This is a genomic window from Alphaproteobacteria bacterium, from assembly GCA_030740435.1.
Classification (GTDB): domain Bacteria; phylum Pseudomonadota; class Alphaproteobacteria; order UBA2966; family UBA2966.
In genome coordinates this window covers 13,838-34,576 of the sequence record JASLXG010000048.1, presented here as the reverse complement: position 1 = coordinate 34,576, position 20,739 = coordinate 13,838, and the positions used below count along the sequence as shown (strand labels likewise).

Genomic DNA, 20,739 nt, shown 5'->3' with positions numbered 1-20,739 from the left:
CTCTCCTCGGTGGCGGGGCAAAGAGGGTTACTATAGCGGCTCAACGAGAGCAAATAGAAGGAACAGCATAGTGTCGACGATTGCCGCCCCGCCCTGGTTCGAGCACGCCCTGGATACGCCCTATGAGCACGGCGAGATCGAAGTCGAAGGCTGTCCCATCCGCTATCTGGTCTGGGGCGACGTGGGCAAGCCAGGGCTTTTGCTGGTGCACGGCAACGGTGCCCATGCCTATTGGTGGAGCTTCATCGCGCCCTTCTTCCTCGATCACTACCGGGTGGCCGCCATCAACCTCGGCGGCATGGGCGATTCGGGCTACCGGGAGCGCTACCGGGCCGAGACCTTCGCGGCCGAGCTGATGGCGGTCTGCCAGCACGCCGAGCTGGGAGAGCGGCCGATCATCGTCGGCCACAGCTTCGGCGGCTTCATCAGCCTCAAGGCCGGCACCCTTTTCGGCGACCAGTTGACCGGCGTGGTGCTGGTCGATGCGCCGGTGCGCCCGCCGGACTACAAGTGGGAGTTCGACCCCAAACGCTCGCCCATCCGGCCCAAGCGCTACTACCCCGACTTCGATACCGCCGTCGGCCGTTTCCGCCTGATGCCGCCGCAGGATTGCGGAAACGATTACGTGCTCGAATTCATCGCCCGCCATTCGGTGGTCGAGACAGAGGGCGGCTGGAGCTGGAAGTTCGACGACCAGCTCTTCAAGCACTTCAAGCGCGGCAACATGGCCAACGACCTGGCCAGCCTCAAATGCCGGGTCGGCGTCATCTATGGCGAGCAGAGCGAGATGATGAACCAGGACACCGTCGACTACATGTTCGGGGTCTTGGACCAGAACGTGCCCTTCGTGGCCATCCCCGAAGCCCACCACCACCTGATGCTGGACCAGCCGCTGGCTTTCATCGCCAGCCTGCGGACGCTGTTGGCCGAGTGGCGCCACTCGCGGCCGCTCAGGGGCGGCTAGGGATGGCAGCTTCTCTGCCCTTGAGCAAGTACGACAATGTCTTATATACTGACTGGGGATACAGGGCCGGTAGAGATCGTCGAAACTGAGCCCTTCATAGCCCAGGCAAAGGGGTTATTGAGCCACGCCGAGCGCGAGGAACTGATCGATTTTCTGGCCAACAGTCCCGTCACGGTGGCGCCTTTGCCGCGCACGGGCGGGGTCAGAAAGATCCGCTGGGCGTCTAAAGGCAAGGGCAAAAGCGGTGGGGTGCGAGTGATCTACTACTACCACAGCCACCAGATGCCGCTTTATTTGTTTTCGGTATTCGGCAAGAGCGACAAGGACAACCTTACCCGTGCCGAGGAAAACGATTTGCGGCAGGTCACCGCCGGGATCAAGGCGGTGCACAGAGGACGGAGAAGGACATGAGTGAATATGGTGAGAGCATTCTGCGCGGGGCGCGCGATGCCTTGGCCATTGCCAGGGGAGAGAAGAAAGCTCCCCGCACCACGCTCGTTTATGTCCCACAGTATCCCGATATCAAGGAGATCCGCCGGCGTACGGGGATGACTCAGCGTGAGTTCGCGGGTTTTTTCGGTTTCAAGCTCTCCGCCCTGCAGGCCTGGGAACAGGGCCGCCGGAAACCCCACCGGACGGCACGAATCCTTTTTCGAGTGATCGAGTATGACCCGGTTCTGGTGCACGAAGCATTGAAGATGCCGCTGAGTGAGAAGGAGCAATCCCACAAGGGCACGACCAAGGTGGCGGCTGAGTAAACTAGGGCCGATACCCGAACCCCGAACGCCCGGCCTCGCGCAGCGGCGCCGCCAGGTTGGCGAATTCGCACAACAGCGGCCGCGTATCACGTGGATCGATGATCTCCTCGACCCAATAGGTCTCGGCGGTGCGGAAGGGCGAACGCGCCTTTTCGAGGCGCGCCTCGATGTCTAGGCGCAGCGCCTCGGGGTCGTCGGCGGCTTCCAGGTCCGCCTTGTAGGCCGCCTCGATGCCGCCCTCGACGGGCAGCGAGCCCCAGTCCGACGAGGGCCAGGCGTATCTCATGCGGGTTCGCGAGGTGTTCATGTGGGCCGCCCCGGCCACCCCGAAACACTTACGCACGATGACGCTGCACCAGGGCACCGTGGCCTGAAAGACCGCCGCCAGGGCCTGCGATCCAAAGCGGATGGTGCCGGCCTGTTCGCCCTGCAGGCCGATGATGAAGCCGGGGATGTCCACGAGATGCACCACGGGCAGATGGAAGGTCTGGGCGAGGTCGACGAACCGCGTCACCTTGCGCGAGGCATCGGCCGTCCAGGCGCCGCCGTAGTGGTAGGGATCGCTGGCCAGCAGCGCCACCGGCCAGCCATCGAGACGCGCCAGGCCGGTGATCACCGACCGGCCCCAGCGCCGGCCGAGCTCGAGGAACGAGCCCCGGTCGACCACGCTCTCGACGATCGGACGCATCTTGTAGACCTTGCGCCGGTTGCGTGGGACGGCATCAATGAGACTTTCGTCTCTCCTTTCGGGGTCGTCGTCGCAGGGGCCGCGGGGCGGCAGCTCGAAGACCGACGAAGGCAGGTACGAGAGGAACCGTTTCGCCTGCTCGAAGGCCGCCTCTTCGCTCTCCATCACGTCGTCGACGGCGCCCATGTCGCCGTGCATGTCGGCGCCCCCCAGCGTCTCCTTGTCGATGGGTGCGGCCACCCGGGCCACCACCGGCGGGCCGGCCACGAACATCTGGGAAAGCCCCCGCACCATCAGCGAATAGTGGCTCGAAACCAGCCGCGCCGCGCCCAGGCCGGCCACCGGCCCTAGCCCCAGCGCCACCACGGGAACCGTGGCCAGGTTGCCGACCACGTGTTCCCAGCCGAAGGCCTGGCTGACGTATGTGCGGCCCTCGGTCTCGATGGATTTGACCGAGCCGCCGCCACCGGTGCCCTCGACCAGGCGGACGAGCGGCAGCCTGAGCTCGCCGGCCATCTGCTCGGCGGCCACCATCTTGTCCCAGATCGAGGCGTCGGCGGCGCCACCGCGCACCGTGAAGTCGTCGCCCTCGACCAGCACCCGGCGGCCTTCGAGATCGCCGCGTCCGAACAGGAAATTGGCCGGCCGCACGTGTTCGAGGCCGCCGTCGGTGTCGTAGCTGGCGACGCCCCCCAGTGCCCCGATCTCGTGGAACGAACCCTTGTCGAGCAGGCGTTCGAGACGCTCGCGCACGGTCAGGCGGCTGGCGTCGTGCTGGCGTTTGATTTTTTCCTCGCCGCCCATCTCGCGGGCGAAGGCCTCGCGCCGACGCAGTTCCTCGATCTCGGGTTTCCAGGTCATATGATCCTCGGGTTAGACTTGATCCACCAGCGTACAAAGGAGAGCCGCCATGGCATACAAGTACATTCTCTACGACGTGGCAGACAGAATCCTCACCATCACCCTTAACCGGCCCGACAAGCTCAATGCCTGGATCGAGCCCATGGGGCTGGAGATCATCGACGCCCTCGACCAGGCCGATGCCGACGACGAGGTGCGGGCAATCATCTTCACCGGCGCGGGGCGCGGCTACTGCGCCGGGGCCGATCTCTCGGCCGGGGCCGAGACCTTCGATTACGAAAAACGCGCGGCCCAGGAGATCCCCGAGAGGAACCGCGATGGCGGCGGCCTGACGACGCTCAGGCTTTACGACTGCAAAAAGCCGGTGATCGCCGCCATCAACGGCCCGGCCGCCGGCATCGGAGCCACCATGACGCTGGCCATGGATATCCGCATCGCTTCCGAAACGGCCCGCTTCGGTTTCGTCTTCAGCCGCCGCGGCATCGTTCCCGAGGCCTGCTCGACCTGGTTCCTGCCCCGCATCGTGGGCATCTCCAAGGCCCTGGAGTGGATGTATTCGGGCCGCGTCTTCCCGGCCCACGAGGCCCTCGAGGCGGGCCTGGTGCGTCGCGTGGTGCGGCCCGAGGAACTCTTGCCCGAGGCCCGCAAGATCGCCCGCGAGATCGCCGACAACACCTCGGCCGTCTCCGTCGCCCTGATCCGCCAGACGCTCTGGCGCATGCTTGGCGCCGATCATCCCATGGAGGCCCACAAGCTCGATTCCCGCGGCATCGTGGCCATGGGGCAATTGCCCGACGCTTACGAAGGCGTGGCGTCCTTTCTGGAAAAACGCCCGCCCAAATTCAGCATGAAGCCAAGCACCGACATGCCGGACTATTACCCCTGGTGGCAGCCCCGCGAGTTCGAATAGGGGGGCTCAGGCGTTGCCGCCCGGCGCCTCGAGCTGAGCCACCAGGTCGTTGATGAAGGCGGTGGCTTCGGCGCCGTCGATGTAGCGGTGGTCGAAGCTCAGGCTGGCGGCCAGCAGGGGACCGGATTCCAGGCGGCCGGCCGTCACCCGGGGCCGTTGGTTGATACGGGAGACCCAGAGCACGGCGCTCTGCGGCGGATTGATGATGGGACGGGTGGAGATAATCGTGGCCTCTTCCAGGCCGCCGGTGCTGGAAAGCGTGAAGCTGGCGCCCTTGATGTCGGCCAGCGTGAGCCGGCCCTCTCGAGCCCGGAGCGATAGCTCGGCGATGTCGGCGGCAATGTCGAGCAGCGCAAGGTTTGCGGTGTCGCGCAGCACCGGCACGATCAAACCCTCGGGCGCCGCCACGGCCAGGCCGAGCTCGACGGTCTGGTGTACGATCAGCTCGTTCCTACTCTCGTCGATGGTGGCGTTGAAGCGTTCGTGGCGGCTCAGCACGGCGGCCAGGCACTTGGCGACGACGGCGACCGGGCTGATTTTCAGGCCTTGCTGCTCGGCCGCCGGCCGGGCCGCCTCGAGGCATTTGAGAATGCCGTCGCCGCGGGCCTCGAAGCTGGTGGTCGAGGTGGCCAGGGTGTGAACCGACTGGGCCAGGTGCCGGGCCGCCGTGGCGCGGGCCCCGCTGAGGGGAATGCGCCGGCTGTCGTCGCTGCCGCCGCCGGCGGCCGCGGCTTCGACGTCCTCGATGCGGATGGCGCCGCCCTCGCCGCTACCCGTGAGGCGGGCCAGGTCGACGCCCAACTCGCGGGCCCGCCGGCGCGTCGCCGGGGCGGCCACGACCTTGCCTGGCTTGGCGGCGGGCGCGGCTGGGGATTTTGCCGCCACCGGGGCCGCCGCGGTTTCCTCCGAGCCGTCGTCGATCTCGACGACCACCGTGCCCACGGCGATGATCTCGCCCACTTCGCCGTAGCGCGCCCGGATGGTGCCGGCGCGAGGCGACGGCAGCTCGACAGTGATCTTGTCGGTGTTGACCACGGCGATATCGTCGCCCTCGGCCACCTGATCGCCCACGGCCACCCGCCATTCCAGCAACTCGGCCTCACTGATGCCTTCGCCCACGTCGGGCAGCTTGAAGGCGAACATCAGAGGCTGAAGCCCAGCGTGCGCCGCGCCGCCGCCTCGATGACGGCCTCGCCGGGCCGGTAGTAGGCATCGCCGCCGCCGTAGGGATAAGGCATGTCGGGCGCCGCCACGCGTTCGATGGGGGCTTCCAGGTAGCCAAAGGCGCGGGCTTGCACGGTGGCCGCCAATTCGGCTCCGAAACCCAGGCTGAGCGGCGCCTCATGCACGATCATCAGGCGTCCGGTGCGCTCGACCGAGGCGACAACGGCGTCGGCGTCGAAGGGCACGATGGAGCGCAGATCGATGATCTCGATCTCAAGGCCCTCGGCCGCCAGGCGTTCGGCCACGCGCTGGCAGTCGTAGCGGATGGGGCCGTAGGTGGCCAGGCTGAGGTCGCGCCCCGGGCGCACCACGGCGGCCTGGCCCAGCGCCAGGGCCTTGCCGTCGTCTGCCACCTCGCCGCGCAGCGAACGATAAAGCGGTACCGGCTCCAGGATCAGCACCGGATCGGGATCACGGATGGCGGCCAGCAGCAGGCCATAGGCGTCGGCCGGCGTGCTGGGGACGACGATCTTTATGCCGCCGCCGTGGACGTAATATGCCTCGGGGCTTTGGGAATGCCAGAAACCGCCGTGGATGCCGCCGAAGGAAGGTGCCCGCACGACCATCGGGCAGGAGTACTGGCCGGCCGTGGCCCAGCGGTACTTGGCGCCGCCGAACATGATGTGCTCGAAAGCGTCGTGGATGAAGCCGGAGAACTGGATCTCGGCGATCGGCTTGAGGCCGTAAAGCGCCATGCCCACGGCATGGGCGGCGATGCCTTTCTCGTCGAGCGGCGTGTCGATCACGCGCCCAGGCCCGAAGCGCTGCTGCAGGCCCTGGCTGGCGCGGAAGATGCCGCCGGCCACGCCCACGTCTTCGCCCAGGAGGACGACCGTCTCGTCGCGTGCCATCTCGTGGGCCATGGCCGCATTCAGGGCTTCGAGGACGGTGAGTTCGGGCACTTCAGTCTTCCTGGCCGAGATCGGCCAGCAACCGCCGGCGCTGTTCCTCGAGGCGCCAGGTGGGCTCGGCGTGGATGTCGTCGAAAATATCGCCGGGCGTCGGCCCGGTCATGCCCTCGGCCGTCTCGATGGCGGCCTGGATGTCGGCCAGGCAGCTTTCATGGAGCGCCTGCTCCTGGGCCTCGCTCCACCACTGGCGCTTTTCCAGATAGCGCCGCGTGCGGTTGAGCGGGTCCCAGGCCTCCCAGGCCGTCACTTCTTCCGGCAGGCGGTAGAGGTCGGGGTTGTCGGACGAGGTATGGAACCCCAAACGATAGGTCACCGCCTCGATCAGGGTGGCGCCTTCCTCGGGCGCCAGCTCGTGGGCCTCGCGGGTGACGGCGTAGACGGCTAGCGGATCGTTGCCGTCGACGCGCACGTTGCGCACGCCATAGGCCTCGCCCTTGGCGGCGAAGCTGTCTGTGGCGGTCTGGCGGTCGGTGGGGGTGGATACGGCCCAGCCGTTGTTCTGGCACATGAAGATCACCGGTGGGCGGTGGATGCCGGCGAAGTTGAGTGCGCTGTGAAACTCGCCGCGCGAGGTGGCGCCGTCGCCGAAATAGACCAGCGTGCGTGTGCTGTGGCCTTGCAGCTTGGCCGCCCAGGCAGCCCCGGCGGCATGAGGCAAGTACGATCCCACCTGGGTCATGCAGGGCACGATGTTGAGGCGCCTGTCGCCCAGCAGGAGCGGCAGGCGGCGGCCGCGCAGCGGTTCGTCGACGCGGCCGAAGAACTGCGCGAACAGGCTCTCTAGGCTGGCGCCACGGAGCAGCATGGCACCCACTTCGCGGTCGGCCAGGAAGATCCAATCGTCTTCCTCCAGCGCCAGGGCCGAGCCCATGTGGGCGGCCTCCTGGCCGCGGCCGGGGATCCAGAACTCGACCCGGCCCGAGCGCTGCAACTGCCAGCCGCGCTCGTCGATCAGGCGCACCAGCACCATGATTTCGTACATTCGTACGAGGTCTTCGCGCGAGAGTTCGGGATCGGCCAGGTCGCCGGCCAGTTCGCCGTCCCGGTCCAGCACCTGGCGGATGCCGAGCTCCGCGGCACGCTCCAGCAGCGGCGGCTGAACCGGCCGCGGTTGGCCCGCGAAGGTCTCGATGGTCATGGTTCCGTCCGCCGCTCTAGCCGTAGATCACTTTGGGCAACCAGGTCGTCAGTTCCGGGAAGGCCGCCAGCAGGCCCAGCGCAATGAGCTGGATCACCACGAAGGGAATGATGCCGCGGTAGATCTGCCCGGTCGTCACCTCAGGGGGCGCGACGCCACGCAGGTAGAACAAGGCAAAACCAAAGGGTGGCGTGAGAAACGAGGTCTGTAGGTTCATGGCGATCATGATGCCGAGCCACACCGGATTGAGATCCATCAGCAACAGGATGGGGGCGACGATGGGAATGACGACGAAGGTGATCTCGATGAAATCGAGGAAAAACCCCATGATGAACATGATCAGCATGACGAAGAACACCGCCCCCACCGTGCCGCCGGGCAGCGAGGTCAGGAAGGAATGCACCAGGTCGTCGCCGCCCAGGCCGCGGAACACCAGCGAGAACATCTGGGCCCCGATGACGATGCCGAAAACCATGGCGCTGATCTTCATGGTCGAGCGCATGACCTCTTGCAGCGCGCCGCCGTCGAAAACCCGCGCGAGACTGACCAGCAGACCCCAGGTCAAAGCCAGGCAGAACACCCCGGCGGCCACAATGCCGGCCCACTCGCCGGCGCTGATGATGTCGCGCGAGACCCTGAGGTCGACCTGGGCCGTCAATACCAGCAGCCCAATAAGAGAGAGCCCGGCGATGTAGACCGGCCACGGTTTGTCGGCGCCCAAGCGCAGGCCACCCAGCAGGGTGGCGCCGATGGCACCGACCGCGGCGGCCTCGGTGGGGGTGGCGACGCCACCCAGGATGGAGCCCAAGACGGAGACGATCAGCACCACCGGCGCCACCAGGGCATTGAGCAGCTTGATCCGGACCTGGCCCCGGGTGAGGCCGGCGGTGAGCTCTTCACGGGGAATCGGCGGCGACGATTCGGGGCGCAGAAGGGCGTAGCCGAACTGATAGGTGATGTACATGCCGACCAGGATCAGGCCGGGCAGCAGCGCACCGGCAAAGAGATCGCCGACGGAAACCGGATCGGGCGCGAAATTGCCCAGCTTGCGCTGGGCTTCCTGGTAGGCGGCCGAGATCTGGTCGCCCAGGACCACCAGGATGAGCGAGGGCGGAATGATCTGCCCCAGCGTGCCCGAAGCGCAAATCACGCCGGTCGCCAGCTTGGGGTCGTAGCCCCTTCGCAGCATGGTGGGCAGCGACAACAGGCCCATGGTGACCACCGTGGCGCCGACGATGCCGGTGGAGGCGGCCAGCAGCGCGCCGACGATGCAGACTGAAATGCCCAAGCCCCCGGGCAACGAGCCAAAGGCCATGGCCATGTTCTCGAGCAAGTCCTCGGCCACCTTGGAACGTTCCAACATGACGCCCATGAAGACAAACAGCGGCACCGCGATCAGCACCTCGTTGGTCATCTGGCCGAAAATCCGGCTGGCGTAGAAACCGAAGAAAACCGAATCGAACTCGCCGGCCAGGGTGGCGATCCCGGCGAACATCAGCGCCGCACCCCCCAACGAGAAGGCCACGGGGAAACCGGCCATAAGGACGCCGCAAACCCCCAGGAACATGAGGATCACCAGGATTTCCGTGACGATCACAGGGCGTGCTCCTCTTCCGCCTGGGGCGTGGAGCTTTGTTCGAGGCCCAGGATCACGCCCAGCGAATGTACGGCCAGCGAGAAGCCCTGCAGGATCAAAACCGTGGCAAACACCCAAATGAAAGTCTTGAGCAGAAAGATTGCCGGCAGCCCGGCGGTGCCTTCGGGCGAAACCTCGAAGACCCTCCAGGACGCCAGCACATAGCCCCAGGACGCCAGCAAGGTGGTCCCGGCCATGGGCCACAGCAGCAAAAACACGCCGAGCAGGTTGGTCCAGGCGCGGCGGCGTTCGTTGGCGCTGCCGTAAAAGATATCGACGCGCACGTGGCCTTCGTGCAGCAGGGTATAGCCGGCCGCCGCCAGGAACACGATGGCGTGCATGTAGACGATGGATTCCTGCATGTAGAGGGAGCTCAGCCCGAAAACGTAGCGCATCATCACGACAGTGAACTGCGTCAACACCATGATCAGCGTCAGCCAGGCGACGGCGCGGCCCAGCACGTCGTTGACGGCATCGATCAGGCGCGCCGCTGCCCTCAATCGGCCCACCGTCTACCTCCTGAGATTGCGATCTGAGTTTGCCGGGGCGAACAAAGGAAGCCCGCAGCGGATATCCGAGCGGGCTTCCCAGTTCATCAGTCTCAGCCCTGGGGGGCTAGGACCATTTGAACGGCAGTTCGCGGGCTCGCAGGTACTTGCCCTCCTGGATCTTGGAAAGCGCAATGGCGCCCTTGCGGAAGCCCGCATAGCTGTCATAGACCCTCTTGGTCAGAGGATCCCCGGCCGCCATCGCCTTGACGACTTCGCCCGACAGGCGGCCGAACTCGCGATACATCTCGTTGGTGAAGTTGCGCACCTGTACGCCGTGCTCGGACACCAGTTTATGCAGCGAGGCCAGATCGCGAGCCCGGAATTCCGATGTCTGTAACTGGCCTTCGGCCTGGATCACCGTGGTGATGATCTCGCGTTCGCTGTCGGACAGGCCGTCCCAGACCTTCTTGTTGATGCCGAAGCTGCCGACGGTGCCGGGCTCATGGAAACCGGCGGTGTAGAAGTACTTGGCGACCTTGTAGAAACCGAAATTGAGATCAAGCCACGGCCCCACCCATTCGGTACCGTCGATGGTGCCGGCCTGGAGCGCCGGGAAGACCTCGGCACCGGGCAGGTTGACCACGGCGACGCCCAGGCGGCGCAGTACCTCACCGCCGATGCCGGGCATGCGGAACTTCAGTCCCTTGAGATCATCCATCGTGTTGATCTCCTTGCGGAACCAGCCGCCCATCTGCACGCCGGTCCAGGAGCCGGCGAAACCTTTCAGGTTGAACTGGGCCGAAAGCTCGTCCCAGAGCTCCTGGCCGCCACCGAAGTTGATCCAGGCGTAGTGCTCGGATCCGGTCAGGCCGAAGGGCACGGTGGTGAAGAAATTGAAGGCCTTGTGGTGGCCTTGCCAATAGTATTCGGCAGCCTGGTACATTTCGACGTCGCCCGCCGAACAGGCATTGAAGCTCTCGAAGGCCGGTACCAGTTCGCCCGCACCATAGACTTTGATCTTGATCTTGCCTTCGGTGAACATCTCGATGCGTTTGGCGACGCGCTGTGCCGACAGGCCCAGGCCCGGCGTGTTGGCGGGCCAGGTCAGCGCCATCTTCCACCGTTTCTTGCCCTGCGAAAGGGCGGGGGCCGGAAAGCTCGAGGCCGCGGCGGCGGTGGCAACACCGGCCGCAGCGGCTTTGACAAATGTACGACGTTTCATGGGTTATCTCCCCGAGTAATTTTTGTCCACCGCCGGTTTCGTGCCCCGCGGTGTCGTCCCACATCTTAGGCGATTGGCGGGCCTGGGCAAGTTGCTCTTTCAGGCCTCGGGAAGCGCTGGAAAATGTGCCGCGACTGTGCTTCGCTGGTCGCAGCAACATCGGAGGGGAGCCGATGAACGATGCCGTCAAATCCCGGGCGCGCCGACGCTGGCGGGAAGACTACCGAGCCCAACTACCCGACGAGGTGGCGCGGCGGAACCGCTCGGGCCTGGAGGTCAAGCCGCTCTATACGCCCGAGGACTGGGATTCCTCGCGCTACGACCAGGATCTCGGCTATCCCGGCCAGGCGCCGACCAGCCGCGGCATCTACCCGGCGATGAACCGTGGCCGCAGCTGGAACCGGCGCCACGTCGTCGGCCTGGGCCTGCCCGAGGACTTCAACGCCCGCATCCGCACGCTCTGCCAGGCCGGCCTCAATACACTTTTCATTGCACCCTGTCCGACGCATATGCGGGGCTACGATGCCGACCAGGTCGAGCCAGAACAGCTGGGCCACTGCGGTGTCGTCATCAACACCTCGGACGACATGGCGAGCTGCCTGGACGGCCTGGCCTTCGACGAGATGACGCTGAGTCTGGGCGATACCGCGCCCTACACGCTGTCGGCCATGATGCTGAAGGTGGCCCGCGACCGCGGCCTGCCCTGGTCGAGCCTGACCGGCACCACCAACCAGTCGGACTATCTTTCGCATTTCGTTGCACTGCACATGTATTTCCGGCTGCCCCTGGCGGCCCAGCGGCGCATGCTCTTGGACCACATCGAGTGGATGGGAAGCCAGGTGCCGCGCTGGAACGCGCTGTCGGTGGTGGGCCAGCACATGCAGCAGGCCGGGGCGACGCCGGCCGAAGCCATGGGGCTGACCCTTTCTTCCGCCATCCAGTACGCCGACGACATGGTGGCACGGGGCCACCAGCCCGATGATTTCCTGCCCGGCTTCAGCTTTTTCTTCGACATCTCCATCAGCTTTTTCGAAGAGGTCGCCAAGTTCCGCGCCGGCCGCCGGCTCTGGCACCGCATCACCGGAGAACGCTTCGGTGCCCGCAACCCACGCGCCCGGCGCTTCCGCTTCCATGGCCAGACCTCGGGTGCCGACCTGACGCGCCAGCAGCCCTTGAACAACGTCGCCCGCGTGGCCGTCCAGGCCATGGCCGGGATCTGTGGCGGCCTGCAGTCGCTTCACACCGACAGCTACGACGAGGCCCTCAGCCTGCCCACCGAGGAAGCCGCCCGGATCGCCGTCGCCAGCCAGAACATTCTGCTCTCCGAGGCCCATCTCGACGACGTCATCGATCCCTTCGGCGGCTCCTACTACGTCGAGTCACTGACTAATCAGATGGAGGCCGAGATCGCCGCCGTGATCGCGCGCATCGACGAGGCAGGCGGCATGTTCGCCGCCGTCGAGAGCGGACTGGTGCAGCAAATCATCGGCAAGTCCGCCCAGGCCTTTCAGGAGCGGCTGGAGCGCGGCGAGGAGGTCATGGTCGGCGTCAACGCCTACCAAGTGGCGGCCGCCGACGAACGCCCGCCGCCGCTGCCACGCACCGACGAGGCCAGCATCGAGGCCTATCTGGCCCGGCTTGAGGCTTTCAAACGTGATCGCGACCAAGCCGCCGTGCAGCGCGCGCTGGACGCTCTGGCCCGGGCTTGCCATGACGAGGGGGTGAATCTATTCGGGGCCGTGGTCGAGGCCGTCATGGCCGGGACCAGCCACGGCGAGGTCTGCGCTCGGGTGCGTGCCGAGTTGGGCTTCGGCCAGCCCCTGGTGGCGGCCTGAACTCAAAGCCAACGACCCGTTGCTTCGACCGCCGCCGAAACATCGGTGCCACCAAGCTTGACTGGTAACCTCCGCGGCGATCCCGCCGAAGGCCGAGGTCACTCAGCGCAGTTCCGGCTCTACCGTTCCCGGCGATACTGATTGCTCTTCGGCCGTATCCGCCTCGCCCTCCGTGGCCTCCTCGCCCGTACCGGCTTCGGCCGCAATCACTTCGCCCGTTTCCGGATCAATCGCTTCCGGGTTCAGCAGGTTTGCTTTGTCTTCCTTGGCCTTGGTCCGCGCAGCTCTTTTGGCGGCTTTCTTGGCTGCCTTGGCTCTTTCGCGGGCCAGACGCTCGAATCGGTAGTTAGGCTTGCGAGCCAATTTGGTCCTTTCTAACGGCGCCTTCCAGGTTACTGGGCGACACGCCGCCTGATGCCCCACACGGTCGGGGTCGAGAGATCAAATATGTCCGAAATCCAGTTGGTCCGGCCATGGGCACTGAATGGGGCCAGGCACGCGAGGTGCTTGTTGCCATTCTGGTGGATCAGTCGACCAGGACGAGGTTCTCTGCGGATGATTTGCCGTTGCGGCCGGGCACGAGTTCAAACTCGACCTTCTGGCCTTCTTCGAGCGAGCTCAGACCCGCCCTCTCAACCGCCGAAATATGCACGAATGCGTCGCGGGATCCGTCGCTCGGCTGGATGAAGCCGTAGCCCTTGTTGGGATTGAACCACTTCACTGTTCCCGTCGCCATGGGTAGTCCTTTCGCACTTCTATCTGGGCGGGCCGCCAATCGTGGCTCCGCCTCGCTCTAAAGTTAGCGGGCCGCCCAGGAGCGGCTTCGCCGGTCGCAAGAATCCACACTGCCGAAGCGGTTTCCGGCCGATTTCCATAGCGATAGTCCGGATCAGTCCCCAGCGTGCGGAATCCTCACTCTCCAATTGACCCAGGTGGACCGAAAAAAGCAAGGGGAATCAGCAATAGGCGTTGGCGACAAAGGAAGCCCCGCCACTGGGGCGGGGCTTTAAGTCACAGGGAGGAATAAGGAAGATTTACCAAAAGACACGTAATGAAGAGGAGAAATCCTCAGGATTTTTACGAGCTGACGTTGATCGAACCGATGCTGGTCTGATCGGTGACGTCGCCGCCCGAGGCGCCCGCGCCGGCGCCCGAATAAGCGCCCGAGCCGGCCACCGTGGGATCGATGGGGCGACCAGACTGCCAGGTGTGGGCAGAGGCGTAGGATGAGGATTCCGAGCTGGCGCCGGCCGCGGCATCGCCGCCCGACTTGCCACCCTGCTCGATGCCTGCTGAACTTTGGTCACTCATGATGTTCTCCTTCAATTTGGCTTGCCGGCGAATTTCGTCGGCTTTCAGGAGCCCTATGAGCTCACGTTGATCGAGCCGATGCGGGTCTGGTCGGTGACGTCACCGCCGGAAGCCCCGGCACCGGCATAGGCCCCGGCGCCCGAATGGGCGTGGGTGTCGGCTTCGGCGCCACTGGCGCCCCACTGGCTGGTCCCAGCGCTGGCACCCGAATAGGAACCCGCACCGGCGCCTGCCGAAGCATCGCCACCGGACTTGCCGCCTTGCTCGACGCCTGCTGAACTTTGGTCACTCATGATGTTCTCCTGCACGTTAGGTTTCGTTAGATTTCGTTAGATTTCGTCAAATTTCGTTAGATTTCGTTCCCGTATCGAGACCGCTGCGCGGTGGGGGTTGCCGTGGTCTGCGGCCCGTCGATAGGGCACACCCTAGGTGCAGAACGGGTGCTCGTCTGTGATCGCTATCACGACGACGATGGAATCTTGTCGAACTTGAAAAGGCCCTTAACGAGCCAGTTCTTCGTCGCGTTCGATGTCGATGGTTTCGGCCAGCAGTTCGAGCCGGTCGCGGTCGCGGATAAAAAGGGTGCGTGGCTTGCGTACCACGATCTCGTCGCCGGCCAACTGCCCGATCACCCGGCCCACGGTCTCGCGCGTGGTGCTGGCCCGGGCGGCGATGTCGCTGTGGGTCGGCAGCGGCCGGATAATGAAGCCGCCCGGTGAGGCCGGATCGGGCTCACAAAGCCGCAGCAGTTCGACATAGACCCGGCGGATGGCGGTTAGGGTGCTGAGATCCATGATGCGGTTGTCGCAACGCCGCACGATCTGTGTCAGGCGGCGCATGACGTCGAGCGAGATTCTTGGATAGTTTTGTAAAAGCTCGATGAAGACGTTCGGCGGCAGCTTGACCAACAGACAGTTCTCGGTGGCCACCACGCTGGCCGAGCGCGGCTCGCCGTCGATCGCCGCCAGTTCGCCGAAATAGCCGCCGGCGCGTACCGTGGCGTAAGCCACCTCGCGCCCGGTCAGCGAATAGTTGACCACCCGCACGGCGCCCTCGACGACGAAGAACACCTCCTGGTTGGCGCTCATGCGGTCGAGGATCTGTTCGTTGGGAACAAAGCGCCGCCAGGCGCTGCGGCGCTGCAACTTCTCCACCTCGTCGCTGGTCAGGCTCTCAAAGAGGCCAATGTTCGCTAACGCCCTGTCGTCGATCTCGGTCACGGCACCTCGCCCCTGCTGCCTGCGTTCGCGCTTGGGCTATCATGTCGAGGCAGACCGCCAGCCGTCAACCGGGCATTGTCCTCGGGGCTGGCGGCGGCCTGCTCAGGTCCCGGGAGCGTCCGGCTCATCGAGGGCCTTGGCGTAGATGGCGATGGCGTCCTCGAGGCGGCGTTCGGCAGCGCGGCTCTCGCGGGTCTCGGCGGCCAGCGGAGTGGCGTCGAGCAGCGCGAAGACCTGGGCCGCGGCGCGGTGGAAGTCCGGCGTCAGGCCGACCCCGGCAAAGGTCTCGGCGATCTCCTCCATCTCGCCGATCCAGCGCCCGGCATCGGCCGCCAGCCAGGGCACGATGGCGGTCATGCGTTCGAGCACTTTGGCCTGGCTGTACTCCAGCTCGCTCCGCAGCTCGCTCTCCAGACCCAGTCTATGAGCCGCCAACAGCACTGCCGTATGCAGCGTGAAGGTGCCTTTGGTCAGCCCGGCGTAGCACATCTTGAGGGCCGAGGCCTGGCCCGGCCTGGAGCCCAGCGCCCTCACGTCGATGCCCTGGCCGTCGAGGGCCTGCATGGCGCTGGTGTCGGCGCCGCTGACGAAAAAGCGCGGCGGTACGCCTTTGCCCGGTGCCGCGCCGATGATGGAGCCGTCGATGAAAGGGGCGTCCACGGCCTGCAGCAGCGCCGCGATCTTCGTAGCCGTCGCCGGCGACACGGCATTGCAGTCGACATAGGTGGGAAGCGGGCTCGCCATCGCCGTAGCGGCCTGGGCGGCCGCCTCCAGCGCCGCCGCCGGCGGCAGGATCGACAGCACCAACTCGGATTGCCTCATCAAAGCCGCCAGATCACCGGCGTCCTCGATGCTGGCCGCCACCGCCAGGGCATACGAGCGTTCGCTGCGCCCGGCCAGCGAAGTGACGAGGCGGTGGCCGTGGCCGCCCAGCGCCCGGCCCACGGCGGCGCCCATGTCGCCCGTGCCCAGGAGGCCGATGGTGGTCATTTGGCGCCCTCGTAAAGTCCGGCGTAGCTCTCACGCAGGTGGTTCTTCTCGACCTTGCCCATGGCGTTGCGTGGCAGCTCCGCCGCGAAGACAACCCGCTTGGGCACTTTGTAGGCAGCCAGTTGCGCTTTCAGCCCGGCGATGATCTCGCTCTCCGCCGGGGCCTCGTCTCCGGCTACCACGACGGCCGTCACGGCCTCGCCGAAATCGGCATGCGCCAGACCGATGACCGCCGATTCGGCGACGCCAGGGAGCTCGTCGATGAGCAGTTCGACCTCCTTCGGGTAAACGTTGAAGCCGCCCGAGATCACCAGGTCCTTGGTCCGGCCGACGATGGTCACCCGGCCCTCGGTATTCTGGCGCGCCATGTCGCCGGTGATGAACCAGCCGTCGGGGCGGAACTCCTCGGCCGTCTTTTCGGGTAGCCGCCAGTAGCCCTGGAAGACGTTGGCGCCGCTGATTTCGAGAACGCCGATCTGGTCCGGGCCCAGCACGCCGCCGTTTTCGTCCGCGACGCGTACCTCGGTCTGGGGCAGCGCAAATCCGACGCTGCCGGCCAGGCGTTCGCCGGCCAGCAGGTTGGAGGTGATCATGCCGGCCTCGGTCATGCCGTAACGCTCCAGAATGCGTTGCCCGGTGCGCGCTTCGAAGGCCTCGAAGGTTTCCTCCAGCAGAGGCGCCGAGCCCGAGATGAAGAGCCGCATGTGACGGCAGAGCTCGGCCGTGAAATCGGGGCTGGCCAGCAGCCGCGTGTAGAACGTCGGCACGCCCATCATGACCGTTGCCCGGGGCAACAGCCGCACCACTTCGGTGGCCTCGAAACGGGGCAGGAAAAGCATACCGCTACCGTTGAGCAGCGTCGTGTTGAGGGCCACGAAAAGGCCGTGGGCGTGGAATATGGGCAGCGCATGGAGCAGCACGTCGGCCGCTTCGAAGCCCCAGATGCGGTGCAAATCGAGGGCGTTGGCGGCCAGGTTGCCGTGGCTCGTCATGGCGCCCTTCGAGCGCCCCGTGGTGCCCGAGGTATAGAGGATACAAGCCAGGTCGTCGGCCGCCAGTTCGGCCACCGGGGCATCACCGTCCAGGGCTTTCGTCCCCTCGGACAGCGTGCCCTGGCCGGTGGCGTCCAGCGTCAGCACCCGGGCGCTACCGGCAAGCTCGGCGGTCTCCTCCCGGCGGGCCGGATCGCAGACCACCAGCGCCGGTTCGGCATCATTGACGAAAAATGCCACCTCGCGGGCCGTGTAGGCCGTGTTCAGCGGCACGAAGACGGCGCCGTGGCGCAGGCAGGCGAGGTAAAGCATGACCGCGGCCGGCGATTTCTCGACCTGCACCAGCACGCGATCGCCCAGGCCCACGCCGGTCTTGTCCAGCAGCCGCGACAGACGGCCCGTCCAGTCTTCGAGATCGGCGTAGGAGAACACCCGGCCGTCGAGGGCGTCGAGGAAGGTGGCGCCACGGTCGGCGGGAAAACGACTCTCGAAGAGGGCGTAGAGATTTTCTGTCATGGGGGCCGACGATAGTGCGATTCAGGCTTGGTGGGAATCGTTCAGGCGGTGGCGCCGCCCTCGGCTTTGCGCCGCGCCACGAAGGCCTCGAGTTCCTCGGCCACGGCCGGGTCCATGGCCGGTTCGACGTACTCCGCCAGCAGCATCTGCCAGATGCCGTGGGCGCGCTGGGTGGCGTCGCGGGCGCCGTCTTCGCTCCAGCTCTCGAAGTTGCGCCAATCCGAAAGCAGCGGCTGGTAGAAGGCGTTGTCGTAGCGCTCCAGGGTGTGGGCGGCGCCGAAGTAGTGGCCGCCCGGTCCCACCTCGCGCATCGCCTCGAGAGCCAGACTGGCGCTATCGATGCTTGGCGGCTCGAGGAAGGCGGACATCATCTGCAGCATTTCGGCATCGATCACCACTTTCTCGAAGGAGGCGCAAAGCCCACCCTCGAGCCAGCCCAGGCCGTGCTTGAGCATGTGGCCGCCGGCCAGCAGCGAGCTCCAGATCGACATCTGCGATTCATAGGCCGCCTGGGCGTCGGGGGCGTTGGCGGCGGTGGCGTTGGAGGTCCTCAGCGGCACCTTGTAGCGCCGTGCCAGCTGGCCGCTGGCGATGGTGGCCATGGCGTATTCGGGGGTGCCGAAGGCCGGGGCGCCGCTTTTCATGTCGACGTTGGAGGTGAAAGAACCATAGACCGCCGGAGCGCCCGGCCGCACCACCTGGGTAAAAGCCAGGCCGGCCAGGGCTTCGGCGTTCTGCTGCACCAGGGCGCCCGGCAGCGTCACCGGCGCCATGGCTCCGGCCAGGGTGAAAGGCGTCACCACGACCGGCTGGTTGTGCCTGGCCATTTCCATCATGCCTTCGAGCATGAGATTGTCGTACTGCAGCGGCGAGTTGGCGTTGACCACGGTATAGAGGCTGGGTTGCTGCTCGAGCTCGTAATCGCCAAGGCCCCGGGCGATGCGCACCATCTCGATGGCGTCGGCCATGCGTTGGCGGTCCAGCGCGTAGCCCTGCACCACCTTGTCGCTGAGGCGCAGCATGGCGGCCACGGCGTCGAGATGGCGGGTCGCCGGATCCAGGTCGATGGGCTCGACCGGATAGCCGCCGATCAGGTGGCAGACGTTGAGCGCCTGGGCCAGGCGCAGGAGGTCGCAAAAGTCGGCGAAGTTGCCCGGCCGGCGGCCGCGCTCCAGGTCGCTGACGTTGGGGGCACTGCTGACCACGGAGAAGGCGACGGCGTCGCCGCCCAGTTCGAGGTGGCGCTCGGCGTTGCGGGCGTGCAGCGTGAAGCGCTCCGGCAGGCTGCCTATCAGGCTTTCGATCAGGCCCGCCTCGAAGCGCACCCGCGGGCCATCGCCCTCGACCGCGGCACCGGCGCGGCGCCACAGCTCGCAGGCTTCGGGCAGCAGGAAATTGATGCCGATGTCCTGCAGCACGATCAGCGAGGCGGCGTGGATGGCCTCGATCTGGTCGGCCGAAAAGATCTCCTGGGGGCGATAGGGGTTGCGCGGCTGGCGCCAGGCCGCTTGGGTCGGTGCGCCGCCTTGCTGCCCACCTGCCCGGCGCCGGTCGGTTTTGCGTTGATCCCGCCTCATGGCTCTAATCCTTGCCTGACAAGGCGCCACAATAGATAGGGAAGACGGCCTTTGAAAAGCCGCAAAGCGATCCCCAGCAGCCGCTCGGGCGGCCTTGTGTGCCTGCCCCGGCGGCGCCACAATAAGCGCCGGTATCGCTTGCCGGAGGGTGGCATGCGCAAGCTCTTGACCGTGGCGCTGGGCTTGGTCCTGGTGTTTATGCTGGGCGCCGCGCCGGCCCCGGCCGAGGGACCCTGCCGGCGCCCCGGAACGCCGCAGGAGGCCGAGGCCCTGGCCCAACGCGCCGCCGAGCACCTGCGCCGGCTGGGTCCCGAGGCGGCCTTTGCCGGCTTCCTCGATCCCGCTGCCGGCTTCATGGAGCGCGACCTCTATGTTTTCGTCTTCGACCTGGAGGGTCTGATGTGGGTGAACGGGCGTTTTCCCGAGCTGATCGGTTCCAACGTGTTGGGCAGCCGCGACCCGGACGGCCGCTCCATCTTCCAGGAGGGCTTGCGACTTGTGCAACGCCGCGGCCGGGCCTGGATCCAGTACACCTGGTATAATCCCTGCACCCGGAAGCTGCAGCCCAAGGCGAGTTTCCTGCTGCAGGCGGGGCCCTTCATCATCGGTGTCGGGATCTACGGCGTGGTGGGGGTGTGAGATGAGAAACCGCATTGGCTGTTTTCTTGCCCTTTCGCTGGCGGCGGCGCTAGTGGCGCCACCCGTGGGCGCCCAAAGCCGCCTCGACTTCAGCTTCAAAAGCGCCGACGAACGCATCTCGCGCACCTTCGGCGCAATCCTGCGGCTGCCGCGCGGTGGTGCCGTGCTGGTGCCGGCGGTAATCATGCTGCACGCCGTCGAGGGGCCGGACCGGCGCTATGCCTATCACGGCGGGGCGCTCTTGGACGATGGCATCGCCGTCTTGGAGCTCGACTTCAAGCGCGGCGGCTATGTGCGCGACAGCCAGGCGCCGGCGCCCAAGATCCTGGTGCGCCACGTCTTCGGGGCACTGCGGGCGCTGCGCCGCCAGGGCCGGGTCGATCCTCTGCGCATCGGTTTGCTGGGTTTCGCGGCGGGCGCCGAGGTTGTGTTGCTGGCCAGCCAGGAAACGCTGCGCCGCGACTGGCTGCGCGGCGGCGAGGCGGGGTTTTCGGTCAGCGTTGCCTTCTACCCCGAATGCAGCCAGGGCGGCTCCGGCCGGGCCCAGGGGCAGGGGCCGCTGTTGATCCTGATCGGCGCCCGCGACTTCAACGGCGGCGCCCGGCGCTGTCCGCGCTGGGCCGCCAGCCGCCCGGGCCTGGCCCAGGTGCAGGTCTTTCCCGGCCAGTACCACGGCTTCGACAAGCGGGGCGAGCAGCGCTTTTCCTCGCGCCACCGCAGCCTGTCCGGCAAGATCGCCTGGAAGTTCGACGCCACCACGGCCAGCGCCGCGCGGCGCCGCGCCAACGCCCATTTCCGTGCCGTCCTCAGGCCGCAAGCCCGATAGCTCGGCGCGGCTCAACGATTTTCTGCTGCT

Annotated in this window: 22 protein-coding genes; 7 read left to right on the top strand and 15 right to left on the bottom strand. The window is 66.2% G+C overall.

Annotated elements, in window-relative coordinates; translation table 11 throughout:
- Positions 1-70: 70 nt before the first annotated feature.
- The 3 genes from QGG75_05735 to QGG75_05725 all read left to right on the top strand — a co-directional run bounded on the left by QGG75_05735 (position 71) and on the right by QGG75_05725 (position 1,722).
- A complete protein-coding gene (locus QGG75_05735) occupies positions 71-964 on the top strand; it encodes an alpha/beta hydrolase (GenBank protein MDP6066744.1) in 894 nt (297 codons plus the stop codon).
- Between the two features lie 117 nt (positions 965-1,081).
- On the top strand, positions 1,082-1,375 hold the full coding sequence (locus QGG75_05730; GenBank protein ID MDP6066743.1) for a type II toxin-antitoxin system RelE/ParE family toxin: 294 nt from the start codon (positions 1,082-1,084) through the stop codon (positions 1,373-1,375).
- Positions 1,372-1,722, top strand: a complete 351-nt coding sequence (locus QGG75_05725) for a type II toxin-antitoxin system MqsA family antitoxin (GenBank protein MDP6066742.1) — start codon at positions 1,372-1,374, stop codon at positions 1,720-1,722. The genes QGG75_05730 and QGG75_05725 overlap by 4 nt, the downstream gene beginning before the upstream one ends.
- Position 1,723: 1 nt before the next feature.
- On the opposite strand, the gene QGG75_05720 is transcribed toward QGG75_05725, so the two are convergent.
- Positions 1,724-3,271, bottom strand: a complete 1,548-nt coding sequence (locus QGG75_05720; GenBank protein ID MDP6066741.1) for a carboxyl transferase domain-containing protein — start codon at positions 3,269-3,271, stop codon at positions 1,724-1,726.
- A 49-nt stretch (positions 3,272-3,320) separates the two neighbouring features.
- Between QGG75_05720 and QGG75_05715 the strand changes: the two genes are divergently transcribed.
- Entirely contained in the window at positions 3,321-4,181 is an 861-nt protein-coding gene (locus tag QGG75_05715) for a crotonase/enoyl-CoA hydratase family protein (GenBank protein ID MDP6066740.1), read from the top strand.
- A gap of 6 nt (positions 4,182-4,187) precedes the next feature.
- Here the strand turns inward: QGG75_05715 and QGG75_05710 are convergent, their stop codons facing one another.
- The 6 genes from QGG75_05710 to QGG75_05685 form a co-directional block, all read right to left on the bottom strand.
- On the bottom strand, positions 4,188-5,324 hold the full coding sequence (locus QGG75_05710) for a dihydrolipoamide acetyltransferase family protein (protein ID MDP6066739.1): 1,137 nt from the start codon (positions 5,322-5,324) through the stop codon (positions 4,188-4,190).
- On the bottom strand, positions 5,324-6,307 hold the full coding sequence (locus QGG75_05705) for an alpha-ketoacid dehydrogenase subunit beta (protein ID MDP6066738.1): 984 nt from the start codon (positions 6,305-6,307) through the stop codon (positions 5,324-5,326). The genes QGG75_05710 and QGG75_05705 overlap by 1 nt, the downstream gene beginning before the upstream one ends.
- 1 nt (position 6,308) lies before the next feature.
- Positions 6,309-7,454, bottom strand: a complete 1,146-nt coding sequence (locus tag QGG75_05700) for a thiamine pyrophosphate-dependent enzyme (protein ID MDP6066737.1) — start codon at positions 7,452-7,454, stop codon at positions 6,309-6,311.
- Positions 7,455-7,470: 16 nt separating this feature from the next.
- Complete coding sequence (locus tag QGG75_05695) at positions 7,471-9,021, bottom strand: TRAP transporter large permease subunit (GenBank protein MDP6066736.1); 1,551 nt, start codon at positions 9,019-9,021, stop codon at positions 7,471-7,473.
- Positions 9,022-9,047: 26 nt separating this feature from the next.
- Entirely contained in the window at positions 9,048-9,599 is a 552-nt protein-coding gene (locus QGG75_05690; GenBank protein MDP6066735.1) for a TRAP transporter small permease subunit, read from the bottom strand.
- A gap of 106 nt (positions 9,600-9,705) precedes the next feature.
- Entirely contained in the window at positions 9,706-10,803 is a 1,098-nt protein-coding gene (locus tag QGG75_05685; protein ID MDP6066734.1) for a TRAP transporter substrate-binding protein, read from the bottom strand.
- Between the two features lie 173 nt (positions 10,804-10,976).
- Here QGG75_05685 and QGG75_05680 point away from each other — a divergent pair, with 173 nt between their 5' ends.
- Positions 10,977-12,638, top strand: a complete 1,662-nt coding sequence (locus tag QGG75_05680) for an acyl-CoA mutase large subunit family protein (protein MDP6066733.1) — start codon at positions 10,977-10,979, stop codon at positions 12,636-12,638.
- Positions 12,639-12,740: 102 nt separating this feature from the next.
- Here the strand turns inward: QGG75_05680 and QGG75_05675 are convergent, their stop codons facing one another.
- The 8 genes from QGG75_05675 to QGG75_05640 form a co-directional block, all read right to left on the bottom strand.
- Complete coding sequence (locus QGG75_05675; protein MDP6066732.1) at positions 12,741-13,001, bottom strand: hypothetical protein; 261 nt, start codon at positions 12,999-13,001, stop codon at positions 12,741-12,743.
- A gap of 163 nt (positions 13,002-13,164) precedes the next feature.
- Positions 13,165-13,374 (bottom strand): cold-shock protein, encoded by a 210-nt coding sequence (locus tag QGG75_05670; GenBank protein MDP6066731.1) that lies wholly within the window; start codon positions 13,372-13,374, stop codon positions 13,165-13,167.
- Positions 13,375-13,715: 341 nt separating this feature from the next.
- Positions 13,716-13,949 (bottom strand): hypothetical protein, encoded by a 234-nt coding sequence (locus QGG75_05665; GenBank protein ID MDP6066730.1) that lies wholly within the window; start codon positions 13,947-13,949, stop codon positions 13,716-13,718.
- A gap of 53 nt (positions 13,950-14,002) precedes the next feature.
- Positions 14,003-14,242, bottom strand: coding sequence for a hypothetical protein (locus QGG75_05660; protein MDP6066729.1), 240 nt, complete (start codon positions 14,240-14,242; stop codon positions 14,003-14,005).
- A 207-nt stretch (positions 14,243-14,449) separates the two neighbouring features.
- Positions 14,450-15,169 carry a Crp/Fnr family transcriptional regulator gene (locus QGG75_05655; protein MDP6066728.1) on the bottom strand — a complete coding sequence of 240 codons (720 nt, stop codon included), beginning with the start codon at positions 15,167-15,169 and terminating at the stop codon, positions 14,450-14,452.
- A 102-nt stretch (positions 15,170-15,271) separates the two neighbouring features.
- Positions 15,272-16,159 (bottom strand): DUF1932 domain-containing protein, encoded by an 888-nt coding sequence (locus QGG75_05650; protein MDP6066727.1) that lies wholly within the window; start codon positions 16,157-16,159, stop codon positions 15,272-15,274.
- On the bottom strand, positions 16,156-17,667 hold the full coding sequence (locus QGG75_05645) for a malonyl-CoA synthase (GenBank protein ID MDP6066726.1): 1,512 nt from the start codon (positions 17,665-17,667) through the stop codon (positions 16,156-16,158). The genes QGG75_05650 and QGG75_05645 overlap by 4 nt, the downstream gene beginning before the upstream one ends.
- A 41-nt stretch (positions 17,668-17,708) precedes the next feature.
- Positions 17,709-19,244 carry a trimethylamine methyltransferase family protein gene (locus tag QGG75_05640; GenBank protein MDP6066725.1) on the bottom strand — a complete coding sequence of 512 codons (1,536 nt, stop codon included), beginning with the start codon at positions 19,242-19,244 and terminating at the stop codon, positions 17,709-17,711.
- 153 nt (positions 19,245-19,397) lie between these two features.
- Here QGG75_05640 and QGG75_05635 point away from each other — a divergent pair, with 153 nt between their 5' ends.
- Positions 19,398-19,883: a cache domain-containing protein gene (locus tag QGG75_05635; GenBank protein ID MDP6066724.1), complete on the top strand. Its 486-nt coding sequence runs from the start codon at positions 19,398-19,400 to the stop codon at positions 19,881-19,883.
- A 1-nt stretch (position 19,884) separates the two neighbouring features.
- Positions 19,885-20,709 (top strand): dienelactone hydrolase family protein, encoded by an 825-nt coding sequence (locus QGG75_05630; GenBank protein MDP6066723.1) that lies wholly within the window; start codon positions 19,885-19,887, stop codon positions 20,707-20,709.
- The last annotated feature ends 30 nt before the right edge of the window (positions 20,710-20,739 follow it).

What these genes read in the sequence shown, in the direction of transcription:
- QGG75_05725 (MDP6066742.1), top strand. Translation starts at nt 1,372, where the DNA reads ATGAGTGAATATGGTGAGAGCATTCTGCGCGGGGCGCGCGATGCCTTG.
- QGG75_05720 (MDP6066741.1), bottom strand. Translation starts at nt 3,271, where the DNA reads ATGACCTGGAAACCCGAGATCGAGGAACTGCGTCGGCGCGAGGCCTTC.
- QGG75_05715 (MDP6066740.1), top strand. Translation starts at nt 3,321, where the DNA reads ATGGCATACAAGTACATTCTCTACGACGTGGCAGACAGAATCCTCACC.
- QGG75_05710 (MDP6066739.1), bottom strand. Translation starts at nt 5,324, where the DNA reads ATGTTCGCCTTCAAGCTGCCCGACGTGGGCGAAGGCATCAGTGAGGCC.
- QGG75_05700 (MDP6066737.1), bottom strand. Translation starts at nt 7,454, where the DNA reads ATGACCATCGAGACCTTCGCGGGCCAACCGCGGCCGGTTCAGCCGCCG.
- QGG75_05695 (MDP6066736.1), bottom strand. Translation starts at nt 9,021, where the DNA reads ATGTTCCTGGGGGTTTGCGGCGTCCTTATGGCCGGTTTCCCCGTGGCC.
- QGG75_05685 (MDP6066734.1), bottom strand. Translation starts at nt 10,803, where the DNA reads ATGAAACGTCGTACATTTGTCAAAGCCGCTGCGGCCGGTGTTGCCACC.
- QGG75_05680 (MDP6066733.1), top strand. Translation starts at nt 10,977, where the DNA reads ATGAACGATGCCGTCAAATCCCGGGCGCGCCGACGCTGGCGGGAAGAC.
- QGG75_05670 (MDP6066731.1), bottom strand. Translation starts at nt 13,374, where the DNA reads ATGGCGACGGGAACAGTGAAGTGGTTCAATCCCAACAAGGGCTACGGC.
- QGG75_05665 (MDP6066730.1), bottom strand. Translation starts at nt 13,949, where the DNA reads ATGAGTGACCAAAGTTCAGCAGGCATCGAGCAGGGTGGCAAGTCGGGC.
- QGG75_05660 (MDP6066729.1), bottom strand. Translation starts at nt 14,242, where the DNA reads ATGAGTGACCAAAGTTCAGCAGGCGTCGAGCAAGGCGGCAAGTCCGGT.
- QGG75_05650 (MDP6066727.1), bottom strand. Translation starts at nt 16,159, where the DNA reads ATGACCACCATCGGCCTCCTGGGCACGGGCGACATGGGCGCCGCCGTG.
- QGG75_05645 (MDP6066726.1), bottom strand. Translation starts at nt 17,667, where the DNA reads ATGACAGAAAATCTCTACGCCCTCTTCGAGAGTCGTTTTCCCGCCGAC.
- QGG75_05640 (MDP6066725.1), bottom strand. Translation starts at nt 19,244, where the DNA reads ATGAGGCGGGATCAACGCAAAACCGACCGGCGCCGGGCAGGTGGGCAG.
- QGG75_05635 (MDP6066724.1), top strand. Translation starts at nt 19,398, where the DNA reads ATGCGCAAGCTCTTGACCGTGGCGCTGGGCTTGGTCCTGGTGTTTATG.
- QGG75_05630 (MDP6066723.1), top strand. Translation starts at nt 19,885, where the DNA reads ATGAGAAACCGCATTGGCTGTTTTCTTGCCCTTTCGCTGGCGGCGGCG.